Source organism: uncultured Eudoraea sp., assembly GCF_947260015.1.
GTDB lineage: Bacteria > Bacteroidota > Bacteroidia > Flavobacteriales > Flavobacteriaceae > Eudoraea.
In genome coordinates this window covers 1-14,299 of sequence record NZ_CAMYOM010000012.1, presented here as the reverse complement: position 1 = coordinate 14,299, position 14,299 = coordinate 1, and the positions used below count along the sequence as shown (strand labels likewise).

Annotated in this window: 11 protein-coding genes; 6 read left to right on the top strand and 5 right to left on the bottom strand. The window is 37.9% G+C overall.

Going from position 1 to position 14,299, the window contains the following annotated elements; genetic code table 11:
- Positions 1-341 precede the first annotated feature (341 nt).
- Positions 342-2,630 carry a beta-glucosidase BglX gene (bglX, locus tag Q0X66_RS07210; protein WP_297704734.1) on the bottom strand — a complete coding sequence of 763 codons (2,289 nt, stop codon included), beginning with the start codon at positions 2,628-2,630 and terminating at the stop codon, positions 342-344.
- A 445-nt stretch (positions 2,631-3,075) separates the two neighbouring features.
- Here bglX and Q0X66_RS07205 point away from each other — a divergent pair, with 445 nt between their 5' ends.
- From Q0X66_RS07205 to ugpC, 6 genes are read left to right on the top strand one after another with little or no spacing between them, the layout of a single operon-like run.
- Complete coding sequence (locus Q0X66_RS07205; RefSeq protein ID WP_297704732.1) at positions 3,076-4,371, top strand: extracellular solute-binding protein; 1,296 nt, start codon at positions 3,076-3,078, stop codon at positions 4,369-4,371.
- A gap of 9 nt (positions 4,372-4,380) precedes the next feature.
- A complete protein-coding gene (locus tag Q0X66_RS07200; protein WP_297704730.1) occupies positions 4,381-5,253 on the top strand; it encodes a carbohydrate ABC transporter permease in 873 nt (290 codons plus the stop codon).
- A 12-nt stretch (positions 5,254-5,265) separates the two neighbouring features.
- Positions 5,266-6,072: a carbohydrate ABC transporter permease gene (locus tag Q0X66_RS07195; protein WP_297704727.1), complete on the top strand. Its 807-nt coding sequence runs from the start codon at positions 5,266-5,268 to the stop codon at positions 6,070-6,072.
- 17 nt (positions 6,073-6,089) lie between these two features.
- Positions 6,090-7,532, top strand: a complete 1,443-nt coding sequence (locus tag Q0X66_RS07190; RefSeq protein WP_297704725.1) for a glycoside hydrolase family 130 protein — start codon at positions 6,090-6,092, stop codon at positions 7,530-7,532.
- 18 nt (positions 7,533-7,550) lie between these two features.
- Positions 7,551-8,666 (top strand): hypothetical protein, encoded by a 1,116-nt coding sequence (locus Q0X66_RS07185; RefSeq protein ID WP_297704723.1) that lies wholly within the window; start codon positions 7,551-7,553, stop codon positions 8,664-8,666.
- Positions 8,667-8,681: 15 nt separating this feature from the next.
- A complete protein-coding gene (ugpC, locus tag Q0X66_RS07180; protein WP_297704721.1) occupies positions 8,682-9,779 on the top strand; it encodes a sn-glycerol-3-phosphate ABC transporter ATP-binding protein UgpC in 1,098 nt (365 codons plus the stop codon).
- 225 nt (positions 9,780-10,004) lie between these two features.
- On the opposite strand, the gene Q0X66_RS07175 is transcribed toward ugpC, so the two are convergent.
- The 4 genes from Q0X66_RS07175 to Q0X66_RS07160 form a co-directional block, all read right to left on the bottom strand.
- Positions 10,005-10,514, bottom strand: a complete 510-nt coding sequence (locus Q0X66_RS07175) for a hypothetical protein (protein ID WP_297704719.1) — start codon at positions 10,512-10,514, stop codon at positions 10,005-10,007.
- Between the two features lie 158 nt (positions 10,515-10,672).
- Complete coding sequence (locus tag Q0X66_RS07170) at positions 10,673-11,815, bottom strand: saccharopine dehydrogenase C-terminal domain-containing protein (protein WP_297704717.1); 1,143 nt, start codon at positions 11,813-11,815, stop codon at positions 10,673-10,675.
- 504 nt (positions 11,816-12,319) lie between these two features.
- Entirely contained in the window at positions 12,320-13,120 is an 801-nt protein-coding gene (locus Q0X66_RS07165; RefSeq protein ID WP_297704715.1) for a tetratricopeptide repeat protein, read from the bottom strand.
- A 3-nt stretch (positions 13,121-13,123) separates the two neighbouring features.
- A complete protein-coding gene (locus Q0X66_RS07160) occupies positions 13,124-13,621 on the bottom strand; it encodes a hypothetical protein (protein ID WP_297704713.1) in 498 nt (165 codons plus the stop codon).
- Positions 13,622-14,299: the final 678 nt, after the last annotated feature.

Genomic DNA, 14,299 nt, shown 5'->3' with positions numbered 1-14,299 from the left:
CACAAAATTTATTTGATAGCTCTTCTGCGAATTAGAGGAATAATCAGAATAAATTGGCGTGCAGCTCGTATTCATGTAATTCCAAAGCTCGATAAGTTGTAACACGGGTAGTGCCCTAAATTATACCTCATGACTTTCGGGCGCAATATAGACTCGTTCATTATAATTGATTGCCAACCATTTCTAAAAGTGATACGGAAAACCTTTATAGCCTTTCTGTATGCTGTGTTTTGAGTTGGTCATCTATATCAAAGGCAATTAAGTATTATAAGCACCCTTTCACCTATAACCAAAGGTAAAAAGGCCTAAGAAGAGTATTGTAAGAGCTTTGTTGATCATACCTATTCCATTTTTAAGCTGAAGGATGTATTATGAGTGTCATCCGAATTTGTACCCACAAAAATTACAAATTCTCCGGGTTCCGAAACAAAATCTAAATCGTAATTATAAAATTTAAGATCTTCAATTGATATAAAAAAAGTTATTGGCCTGGTTTCTCCTTTATTCAATGCTACTTTTTGAAACCCTTTCAATTCTTTAACGGGCCTGGTAACTGTTCCAACTACATCACGAATATATAGTTGCACAACTTCCTTACCATCATAATTTCCTGTATTGGTTACATCTACTGTAACAGCTATGGAGTCGTTTTCATTCATTATATCTGAGCTTACTCTTAGATTGTCATAATTAAAAGTGGTATAACTCAAACCATATCCAAATGGATAAACGGGCTCGTTCCTTTCATCAATATAGTTGGATGTGAATTTTTCAAATTTACCCTCCTTGTTTTTAAGAGGGCGTCCTGTATTTTTATGATTATAAAAGACTGGAACTTGCCCTACATTTTGTGGGAATGTAGCAGTTAGTTTCCCAGATGGATTAACATCTCCAAAAAGCACATCTGAAATTGCTAAACCTGCTTCGCTTCCAGGAAACCAAACATTTAGTATGGCAGGCACTGTTTTACTTTCTTCTTTTAAAACTAAGGGTCTACCGGTAAATAATACTAAAACTACGGGCTTCCCCGTATTTAATAAAGCTTTTAGTAAATCCTTTTGAACTTGAGGAATTTCAATATTAGTTCTGCTACTGCTTTCGCCGTTAAATTCTGCCGATTCTCCTATGGCCGCAACTATAACGTCAGCTTCTGAGGCTATTTCCAGGGCTTCATTTAATAACTCTAGGTCAGATCTATTGTCCCTGTTGATTTCTTTTCCAAACATAGTTGCTCTTTTCTCCAATTCGGCATCATAGGTTAAATTGCTTCCTTTTGCATATAGTATCTTTACCTTATCGCCGGCAACATTCTTTATACCTTCTAAGAAAGCAATTGACCTATTTTGTTCAGTTGCAACACTCCATGTACCTGCCATATTCTCCTTCGTATTTGCTAAAGGACCCACAACAGCTATGGTTCCTGTCCTTTTTAACGGTAATAACTGATTTTCATTTTTTAATAAAACCATTGATTGTGAAGCAACTTCTCTCGCAAAAAGTCGATTTTCATTAGTGAAAATCTCTGTTTTTGCTCTGTTTACGTCACAATATTTATATGGATCGTCGAATAATCCTAAATCATATTTGGCTTTTAATATTCTTCTTACGGCATTATCAATTTGAGTCATCTTTATTTTCCCATCTTCTATAGATTTCTTAGTTGTAGTTAAAAAACCTTCGCCTACCATATCCATATCAACACCTGCATTTAAAGCTAATGCCGAACTCATTTGTAAATCACCCATTCCGTGCTCAATCATTTCATTTATTCCTGTATAATCAGTTACAACAAAACCTTCAAAACCCCATTGTTTCCTTAAAAGGTCAGTTAGTAACCATTTATTTCCTGTGGCAGGAACTCCATCAATTTCGTTAAATGATGCCATTACAGTTCCGGCGCCGGCTTCTACTGCGGCCTTATAAGGAGGTAAATATTCATTATACATGCGAATTCTGCTCATATCAACTGTATTATAATCTCTTCCTGCTTCGGAAGCGCCATATAATGCAAAATGTTTAACACATGATAAGATGGTATTGCTTTTAGTCAAGTCATCTCCCTGGTATCCACGAACCATCGCCTTTGCTATTTTACTACCTAAATAAACATCTTCTCCAGACCCTTCAGAAACTCTTCCCCAGCGCGGGTCTCTGGAAATATCAACCATAGGAGAGAAGGTCCAGTTAATACCATCTGCACTAGCTTCCGTCGCAGCCATTCGGGCAGTTTTTTCTATCAATTTCATATCCCAGGAAGTTGACAATCCCAAGGGTATCGGAAATGTGGTTCTATAACCATGAATGACATCTAAACCAAATAATAAGGGTATTTTCAAACGACTTTTTTCAACTGCAATTTTTTGAACCTCCCTTATTTTTTCAACCGATGTTATGTTCAGTAATCCACCAACCCTTCCTGCTTCAATATTTTCAGCGACATTCGAATTTTTTGCCTGGCCGGTTATCACATCACCTGCCCCCGGTAAATTTAACTGACCAATTTTTTCATCCAGGGTCATTTTTTTTAAGAGTTCTTCTACTATCAGAATAGTCTCTTGTGTTTGCGCTTTGGTAATTGCAAAACAAATAAGTAATATGGGCAGGTAATGTATAGGTCTGAATTTTTTCATTTTATTTCAATTATTCTACAGTGATAATTTTTGATTTTCCTGAAACTCATTCTTTAAAAAAGACATCAATTCGTAAATTGGGATTTTGAGTTTTTGTACTTGCCCAGACATTTAGCATACCTGATATAATTATTCCTTTAAAAATAAACTAATGTATAACACCGAAAAAATGAACTTATCAGGAGTTTTTAACTTGTACAAGTGTTAGGCCTGATTATTTTTTTCCGAAGTCACATCCTATGGGGATAATTGAAATTTAGCTCAATTACATACCCTAAAACTTTGACCGTGAAACCTGGTTGGTAATTTCATCGTATAAATTAGCTTGTTATAAATCCAATAGTTATTTAACAGAAAGACGTACCTTACCAGGAGGGTTATTTTTTTGCCGGGTATAGAAGATTTTACAAGAAATAAATTAATTCCAATTTTTCAAATATAGATTTTGAACATACGTAATTTGAAACCCATTTTCAATTATTTTTTTGCTATAACCTTGCTATTATCCTGTAATGGACATGAGCAAAAAGAAAAGACAATCACTTTTTGGTCATCAAATGCAAGTCAGGAAATTCTCTTCACAGCTTATTTTGCCGATAAATGGAATGAAAATCACAGTGAGAAGCTGGAATCCCAGCCCATACCCGAAGGGCAATCAAGCGAAGAGGTTATTATGGCCGCTGTAGTAGGCCGCACAACTCCGGACATTTATGCGAATATGTGGCAGGGATTGGTAGAAATGTATGCAAAATCGGGGGTTCTTGTTCCTTTGGATACCATCGAAGGATTTACAGATTTTATAATGGCGCGATCCGGAGAAGCGGTAGTTAAGGAAATTACTTCGGCTGATGGTCATATTTACCAGATCCCCTGGAAGATAAATCCATTTATGACCATTTATAATGAAAAAAAGATAGCCCAGCTTGGGCTAGATGTAGTGCCTACTACCTATAGCGCTTATCTGAAGGCCGGTAAAGATTTTTCAAAAGATACCGATGGAGATGGCTATGTTGACAAGTGGATAGGAGATACAGAGGTAAAAAACATCTGGCATCAACGGCTGAATAATTTTTATCCGTTATACCTGGCAGCATCTAATGGAGCCCCTTTGATAAAGGACAATAAAGCCGTATTTAATAATGAATACGCTGTTGGGGTGTTTAATTTTTTGCAGACAATATATCGTGAAGGTTACTTCGCCAAAGAATCTAATACAGTAGGGTCAGATAAATTCCTGGCAGGGCATACAGCTACAAAATGGACCGGGGCATGGGATGTAAGCTATCTGGAGCGATACAAGGAGGACGACTTTGAGTACAACATAGCACATTTGCCGGTACCAGATGACCATCGGGGAGTAGTGTACACCTATGCAGATCCAAAGAATATAGTACTTTTCAATACCTGTAAAAACCCTGCATTGGCATGGGAATTTATAAAAACAATGATCGATGAAGCGGGGGATTTAAAATTTTTGGAATTATCAGGTCAGATTCCCAGAAGACAAAAGATAAAAGAAAATGAAGTATTTCAGGTATTCCTGAGAGAAAACCCAAAAATAATTCCATTTATTGATCAATCCAATTATGTATATGGAACTGACAATTGTGAAGTATTGATCGAAGTATTAGACATTATATCTCAGGAATATGAATCCTGTGTTATTCACAACAAAAAAACACCAGCAAAAGCTATTGCTGATGCTTCCAGGGCAGTAGATATTTTATTGGGGAATTTTTAAGAAGCCGATATGCAAGTAAGACCAAAAAAGAAACGCAGCATTTTACCATATCTTTTGGTATCGCCTTACATGCTATTCTTTCTTGTATTTGTGGCGTTTCCGGTATTATTTTCATTCTTTTTGACTTTTCATAAATGGAATATTATCTCCCCAATGGAATATTCCGGAATGGATAATTACACAAGAATGTTTAATGACCGCTTATTCTGGAAGTCGCTGAGAAATACGCTATGGTTTCTTGTTATTCACATTCCATTGCAGATCATTTTTGCCCTGGGATTGGCGGTTTTCTTAAATAGTAAAATAAAGTTCAAAGGTTTATTCCGTTCTGTTTTTTTCTTGCCGGTTATTGTGTCAGGAGTAGTAGTTACTATCATGTGGCAACAATTATACGGTTTCAACGGCGGTGTAATAAACCAATTACTCAACTCTATTGGACTTGGGCGTGTAGGATGGCTAACAAACCCCGCTATGTCCATGCCCTCAATAGCGATTATGGCTACCTGGAAGAATGTAGGGCTTTATATTATTTTATTCTTGGTGGGCCTGCAGGCGGTACCTGAACATTATTACGAGGCCGCGGAAATAGATGGTGCTTCCTCCTGGCAAAAGTTATGGTACATCACTATCCCGGCCATCAACCCTACCATATTTATGGTGATTATTTTATCAACTATTGGCGGTTTTTCCCTATTCATAGAACCTTATGTAATGACCGGTGGCGGGCCTTTGAACAGTTCGCTCTCTTCGGTATTATACATTTATAAGCAGGCATTTGAATTCTACCATATGGGCTACGCCGCTACCCTGGGTTTTGCTTTTGCATTTATCATATTGATCATTATAGTAATTCAAAAGAAATATATAGAAAAAAAATATTGATGCGGATGTAACATGAAAAAAGCACTGATATATATCTGTTTAATAGTAATGGCCATTACCTTCCTGTATCCATTTTTTTGGATGATAATGGCATCGCTTACTCCGGAAAAACTAATAGGAAGTCTGACTTTTATTCCAGACAGCTTCACATTTAATAATTACCTGGCCATGTTTGGTAAGATACCTATTGGCAGGGCTCTGTTGAATAGTATGTTTGTCTCCAGTGTAATTACACTTGGGGTAATTCTTATTGGGGCCATGGTTGGCTATGCGCTGGCTAAAACCAGATTTATGGGGCGTAATTTTATATTTTATCTTATAATATTTACAATGACCCTGCCATTTCAGATTACCTTAATACCGAATTATATAACCATTGTAAAACTAGGTTGGGTGGATCAATACACGGCTCTGATAATCCCTTTTCTGGTCAATAATTTTGCAATCTTAATGTTCCGGCAATCTTTTATGTCTGTGCCTCAGGCACTTATTGATGCCGCAAGAATTGATGGCTGCAGTGAATTGCGAATCATCTTCCAGGTCTTGTTTCCAAGTATTATCCCCACCATAGTGACCGTTGGGATCCTCACTTTTATGACTACCTGGAATGAAGTACTATGGCCTTTAATTGTGGTACGGGATGAAATGGTAATGACTATGCCGCAGCTGGTAACCTTATTTTCAGTTGGGGGTCGAGCTGATGCACAATTGGGTGTTAAGCTGGCTTCAGCAGTGTTGTTGGCTTTACCAATTATGATTGCCTATTCATTTTTTCAGAAATATTTTATTCAAAGCATGGCCAGCTCCGGCATTAAATAATATAGGAGATAATATTTATGATAGCTTTCAACAGATCAAAAACGGTTTTAAAAGCCGATCCCAAACGTGTTATTTTACTATTTAACAGCCTGGGCATTGGTACATATACAACCAAAAACAGGGCAGAGGATCTGGTTCAAAGGGTTTTAAAATTAACAGATGCAGAAATAGAAATCATGTACCGTGATTTACTTCGGGAATTTAATCATCGCCATAAAGATCTCTCATCAGCCTTTTTAAAGTTTTACGGTCATATCGTGGATCTTGTACCCACCGATCTTCAGCTTTCTAAAGAAAAGAAGCTGCTTTTGGGCGCACATTTTGCCAAAGAATATTCTATTCAATCAGCCGCCCTGTTCAATCCATCTATTGTTCCGCATCCCAATCAGGAAAACCTTGGGGAAGGCGAAAAAAGGTTTATCATCAGTTTGCGTTCAGTTGGAGAAGGTCATATTTCATCGATTGAATTTCGTGAAGGAATTATTTCTATAGATGGAGAGGTTACTTTGGATAAAATCACCCCCTTTGCCACACATTCTGATAAAGATCTTTCGATAGGTTACAACAAGGACCAACTAAAATTAAGAGCTGCAACAATTTCGAATTTTGACACTAGTATTTTTGAAGCTCTCCCAAGTGATTTTACTTATCCGGACTATAAAGCTGCACTTGAAGCAAAGGTATTTAGTGAATATGATACTGATGCACAAAAGTTTTTGTTTGATTTTATAGATACCAACTACAATCTGGTAGCTGATACCGAATCTCCTCTTAGTGAACGTGTAATATTTCCAAGTGCAAAAGGTGAATCAATGGGGATGGAGGACGTACGTTTTGTAGAATTTAAGCATGAAAACGGACAGAAGGAATTTATAGGCACTTATACTGCATATGACGGTCATAAAATTACTCCTCAATTAATTTTAACAGAGGATTTCATCCATTTTAAAATTCGTACCATGTATGGTAAAGCGGTATCAGATAAGGGTTTTGCCCTTTTTCCGGAAAAAATTAATGGAAAGTTTGTAATGACTGCCCGGCAAGGGGGAGAAGATCTTACCATTATGGAATCTGACGATCTCTATTACTGGAATGAATTTAAAGTTATAATGACCCCCCAATTTACTTGGGGCTTGGTACAACAGGGAAACTGTGGTTCTCCACTAAAAACTGAACAGGGATGGCTATTGCTTACCCATGCGGTGGGTCCCCTGCGAAAATACGTGATCAGTGCTGTATTGTTAGATTTGGAACAACCAGAAAAAATAATAGGTAAGTTGAATTTTCCCTTAATATCGCCCAATGAGGAGGAACGAGAAGGCTATGTGCCTAATGTAGTATACAGTTGTGGGGCCATGATGCACAACGACCACCTTGTTATTCCTTATGCGATGTCTGATTCTGCTTCAAGCTTTGCCACGGTTTCGGTTTCTGAGATTTTAAAAAATATGAAAGCATAAAACACGAATTGATATTTTATGGAAAGAATTGTAAGCATAACGGGAAAAAGCCAAAAAATAGACCTTTTTAAGGTAGTTCACCGCTATGAAAATAATCCCATTGTTACATGTCACGATGTCAATAAAATATGGGATCCTCCTCATTTGAAAGTGGTCACTGTTCACAATGCCGGAATCACTCAGTATAAAGATGATATACTCATGTTATTCCGCTCGCATCTTCGGAATGGTATCTCTGTTCTGGGAATTGCCCGCAGCAAGGATGGCCTCTCAGATTGGCGTATAGATCCATCACCTGCTATGGTTCCTTGCGACTCGGACGATGAATTTGCAGAGGGAACAGACATAACTTCCCTAATAGCCAATGAAGGAGGCGGATTGGAAGATGCGAGAATTACACAGATTAATGAGCACTATTTTATTACGTATAGTGCCTATCATGGTAGTATACAGCATAGGGTTCGGGTTTCTCTGGCTGTCACAAAAGACTTTAAAACGTTTGTCCGTTATGGCCCTGTTTTGGAAACCGACATGCGTAATGTGGTGATTTTTCCAGAGAAAATCGATGATAATTTTTTCGCTCTTTTTCGCCCAAATGATTCTACAGATGGGCATACCGGAGGAATATTCAGGCAAATTCTATTGGGAAAGACGGCAGATTGTCTTTCTAATACCTGGGACATAAACCCCAAGCCCATTATGAACCAAAGTGGTCTTCCCAGTTTCTATTCCGATAAGATCGGTCCGGGAGCACCTCCCATAAAAACCAAACATGGGTGGATCAACATTTTTCATGGAGTAAGGAGCACCATGGATGGCAATCCCTATTATTTAGGAGTAGCGCTGCACGATTTAAAGGATGTCTCCAGGATCTTGGTGGCTAATTTTCCAATACTCATGCCTTCAAAAGCAGATTGCAGGGTAGGAGAGGAAGATTATATACATGTTCCCCAGGTGATATTTTGTTGTGGAGCAAGTAGAAAGGACAATGGTGAAATCTATATATATTATGCAGGTAACGATACGGTGATGAATGTTGGTGTCACCCATGAGGATATATTGGCAGAATTGTGTCATCGATATCCCCAGGATACGGCTACAGGAGTGGCTTTGTATAGTTTAAAATCAGAATAAAATAAATACTGGAGTATGGCACAAGTAAAGTTAAATCACATCGAAAAAGTATATGAAGGCGGTTTTAATGCGGCAAAAGATATTAACCTGCACGTTAAAAACAAGGAGTTTGTGGTTTTTGTGGGTCCCTCCGGTTGCGGGAAATCTACCCTTTTGCGTATGATTGCCGGACTTGAAGAAATCACTTCGGGTGAATTGTATATTGGTGAGGACGACGTCACCACTACGCCTGCAAAAAATAGGGGCATCGCCATGGTTTTCCAGAACTACGCCCTATATCCTCATATGACGGTTTATCAGAATATGGCATTTGGCTTAAAAATTAAAAAGGTAAACAAGAAGGAAATTTATGAGCGGGTTATGGAGGCTTCCAAAATACTGGAATTGGAAGATCTAATGGACAAACGTCCTGGTCAAATGTCCGGGGGACAGAGACAGCGGGTAGCTATTGGCAGAGCTATAGTAAGACATCCAAAAGTGTTTTTGTTTGATGAGCCTCTGTCTAATCTGGATGCCAAATTACGAGGCCAGATGCGGGTTGAAATAGCCAAGTTGCATACTAAACTTGATGCTACCATGATTTATGTAACCCATGACCAGGTTGAGGCCATGACCCTTGGGGACAGAATTGCAGTCTTGAATGACGGGCGATTGGAGCAGTTTGATACCCCAATGAATTTGTACAATAAGCCTGATAATATATTTGTGGCAAGATTTATTGGATCTCCACCTATGAATCTGATCGAGGGCCAGCTTTCCAATCAGGAAAAAGGGCTTCGCTTTAAGGATACCAGTGGAAACCTGGAATTTGATATTCCTGAAGATTTTCAAAAACGCCTGATAGCATATACAGACAAACGGGTGATTTTGGGAGTACGTTCAGAAAGTATTACTGATAAAAGGGATGCGGCCAGCATCAATTTCCAGGGGACTATAGCAACTATAGAATTGTTGGGCAACGAACAGATTATAGCCGTTACCGGGCTTACTGACACCGTTATTTGCAGAGTTTCTACAAAAAGGGTTTGTGCGCTCGAAGACACTGTAGAATTATTTATGGATATCTCTTCAATCTACTTTTTTGACAAAGAATCTGAACAACGAATTATTTAATACAAAATTTAGTCTTTATTGATGGCACTTTCCATAGTAAGCCCCCCTGAAACAGAACTTTTGTTAAATGTAACTGAAAGTTCACTTAATTGAGTTTTTAGCTTACTTTATTAATAGTTTATTTGAACTTTAGAGTCCCGATAGCTCCTTCTCCATAGTATTACGAAGGAGAAGCTATCGGGATGGACCAGAGCTTTTCATAGGAGGTTTTGTTGTAGCACGTTTTTATTTCTGCAATTCATCTTCAACAGTTTTAAAATCATTCAGATTACTCAATAAATCATTAGAAAATTCGTCAATACTTAAGAAGTCTTTTTCCATATATTTTATGCTATTTCCTGAGCGAAACACTTTGGATATCTCAATTAACTTTCTCTTATAGACTCCATATCCAGAAGATACTTGTCTTGCATAAAACAAATCGGTCAAATACCCGTCTGACATTTCATATTGGCCATTAGCTAGTTCTTTTAATTTTGACCGTGGGTTGAATTTTTTACTCGATTCAATAGATTTTTTTTCCCGTTGTTTGAGTTCAAAAATTAATCCATGCACGTTTCCTTTTGTTACATGAATTTGCTCCACTCCAGTATTAAGAATTACAAGCCCATCTTCTAGAAATTGAATTCCGAGATTAGGATTATTTGAAAATTCAGTTTGATTAACAACAGAATTCTCAAAATCCTTTAAATCTGAAATAAGTTTATAAATATTTTCTATTTGTAAATCTGTCATTTTGTCAAATGTGCTACAACTTGGTTCTATAGATGTAAAATACATCTTTATGCGTCTAATTTAAAACAAAGTCGATGTTTTTTATAATCATTTATTTGAACTTTGATAACAGCCATGTATTTTCATCAATTAAACAGAATGGGCTTTTATTGGTGTGTTTACACTTTACCATAAACCGGTACAATAAAATTCCCGTTTAAAAATCGCTTCGGATCTATTTGACTTTGCAGGAGAACCCCACTATAAAGGGATTCGAGCATTAGTTGAGCAGACTGAAGCAAGGGCACTGCCGTGGCCATTTGGATGGCCCGTAATTGATGTTTTCCCACTGTTTGTGGTTGTATCTGTTTGGAGATCTCTCGTCTGTACAAATTCCCTTCTATATCCTTACCCTCCACAGCTGCATACAAAATGATCTTGTCGTCTTCGATGTGTGGAATCATCGCTTCCATTTTGTGCTGTAAGGCGTCAATAGCTTCATGGGTATTTCCCAAACCGGTACGTTGTTCTTCTACCCATGCATAATGTCCGGGATACCGCAAAGTCTTGTAATCGAGAAAACCCACCTTTTTAGCTAAAGCATCCGGTAGGTCGGCTGCACCGCCGGAAGTAAGGTCCTCTTCATAGGTAATGCCATCGATAATTATGGCAGCTCTTTCTGATAATGAAGGAAGTCTTGTTTTTTTATAATCACGAAGCGCCAGGGTATCTTTTAGGTATTCGGTAGCTACCCCGACCGGACTCCAGGTGAATCCATAATAATGTGGGGCAACAGCATGGTCTGTCAGGGCACCTACTTTAAACTCCAGCTTGTCCACTTTGTCTACTTCAAAATCGCTGCAAAACTGTTGGAAAAGCAGGTTGGCGAGGATATTGATGTAGCCGGGAGCAAGACCGGTTTGAAGAACGAAACCCGTTGTAGCATCCTTTGCCAATGCCATTATTTCTCTGGTTTCTGCAACATACTCGGTCAGGTTGGCATAGTGCAGGTGAAAGTCTTTGGCCAGCATGGCTATTTTTGGAGCCAGGCTACCAGGGAGGCAATCGAGGAGTACATCACCCTGGCCCAGGATTTCTTTCATTTCCTCTGTAAGGTCTTCCCCGGGAAGATGAAATGCCTTAACGGAACAGGGATTAGTTGTACCCTCCTCTATCCATCGGGCGACCTTTATCGCTTTTGAAAGCGTTCGGTTTCCGATAAAAACGGTAGGTGGTACTGCACTCCTTTCCATAAGGAGCAGACCGGCCGCTTCGGCAATACCGCCAGCCCCGGCAATAATGATGTTATAGTGCTTATTCATTCCAGAAATATATCATTCTTATCGAGCTTTATTTTGAACATATTACAATTGTTTATTTGAACTTTTGTGTCCCGATAGCTCCTTCTCCATAGTATTACGAAGGAGAAGCTATCGGGATGGACTAGGGCTTTTCACAAGACATGTTGTTGTCACTAGTTTTTATTCTTTTTCGTATTTATAACTGCACCCTTCAATACAAATTGGTCCACTTGTCGGTGTTGCTATAAAGTGATTCGATTCATATTCCAATTTATATGTTATAAATCCTTCTTCGTTCTCCAATTCCGATTCAAATCCCTCACAGTTAAATTCTAGAATCAATTTGGAAGAATCGATTAAAAAAATTCATCCAGCACATTCTGAAAATTTACTTGAGGTAAATGTCCCATTCCCATAAAAAACAAACTCTTCTCCATCTTCAACAGTGATTCAATATTGCGGGCCCGCCTTAGGAGGGCAGGCCCGCCTTAGGAGGGCAGGCATGTAATAGCCTGCATTGTACAGTTATTTTTTAAGATTTGCCAGCAAATCTTCTATTTCTTCCTGATAGATTTCATTTAGGTATTCCTTGTATGTATCATCCCTTTTATAAGCTATGTTCTCTTTGGCCTTTCTCAAATAGTCTATACCTTTAAGCGTGTCTCCTAGCTGCAGATAAGTTCTTCCTAAACCAAAATCGGCTTCACATGTTTTATCATATTGGATCAGGGCACTCTCAAATGATGATATAGCGCCATTATAATCAGCCAATTCGTAATGACAAAGGCCTTGATAAATGAAGGTTTGGACATCTGCCCAATCCGTGCCCTGGTTTGATAAACTTTGCTGGAAATATTCGAGAGCCCTGGTATAATCTTTAAGCCCGAAATAGCTCTCACCTCTTAGAAAATCTATGTCTTCTCCCCAGGGTGCATCCTTAACATTTGGTGTTAAGCTATCTAGTCTGTTAAAATCAATTAAAGCGCCTTTAAAATCTCTGAGAAAACGCAGTTTCATGTATCCTCTATATCCAAGATGTTTGTTTGGCTCTAATTCTACGGCCTTATCCAGATAATAAAATCCAGTTGCATAATCTCCACGTTTATTAAACGCGACTGATCTTTCAAAATAGGGATCGGAATAATTAGGATGCTGCCAATTGAGTATATCAAACATAGCTTGTGATAATCCGAGCCCTTGCATATTTCCCGCCAGGTGAAATCGTTTTTCCTTTGGCGTAAGGAATAGTTGATATGCCAGTATTAAGCTGTAAACGGTAAAGACAGTTGCAAGAATTATTTTTGTTATTTTCAATACTAATCTCATAGTCTAGAAAATATCAATGATTTTACCTTTATAAAATTTAAAGGTGATTTGAACGTAACTATCTTGCATTTGGTTCTGAATCATGCCAGGCTGCCATTTTTGCAGCTTTGCAAGAACGGAATACAATTCGGAAAGGTCTTTATTGGAGATATCAATTTCATTCAATTCAGGATCAATCATTTTAGCTCTGAAATAACCCGAATCTCCTTTACAATTGACTACATAACGTATGGTTAACAGGCCGTTCTTTGGTAAATTTTTGATTTGAGTATTCTGAAGAATATCTTGTTTCATTGCCCTTTTCCCGCCTCTATAATCTGTATTTAACGAGTAATATTGAAATATTTTGTCATCATTGCATGGTCTAAATTCCAGTAAATCTTGCTTACGGTTAAATGCTATGTCTCCAACTTGTTCATCTAGCTTAAAATAAATCCATACAGTAATCGAAGCAGCAACTATAAAACTACATATAAGCCACAGATTTAGTTTATTATTCAATGAATCTTAATTTGTATGATAAATGTAGGATTAATCTTTATTTGGTGCAAATTAAAACTACATATAAGCCACAGATTTAGTTTATTATTCAATGAATCTTAATTTGTATGATAAATGTAGGATTAATCTTTATTTGGTGCAAATAAGTGTGTTGAACCGGCAGGGGGCGAGGTCAAAATTAAAAATCTGTTTCTTTAAAAAATGATTGGCATTTGGTGCTTGGGATTTATTTCCTTGGCTGGGGTTGACTCCCTCAACCTTCACCAAGGTTTCTGGTGACATATTTGGTCGTCGGACTTAACGCTCACAAACTGTAAAAGAAAAATCTGTTTATTTAAAAGAACAATTGGCATTTGGTGCTTGGGATTTAGATCTTCGGCTGGGGTTGACTCCCTCAACCTTCACCAAGGTTTCTGTTGACATATTTGGTCGTCTGACCCAGCGCTCACAAACTGCAAAAGAAAAATCTGTTTATTAAATAGAATTATTGGAATTTGGTGCTTGGAATTTATTTCCTCGGCTGGGGTTGACTCGCCTAGTTTATCATACCCATCGATCGTTTTCTTAATATACATAATAATCTGAATAACATGATATAATTTAAATCCTTGGTAAGTATTTACCCGCTTTCGGACAAAATAATACAGTGTTCATCCTAATACTATTTCAAAATCTGAT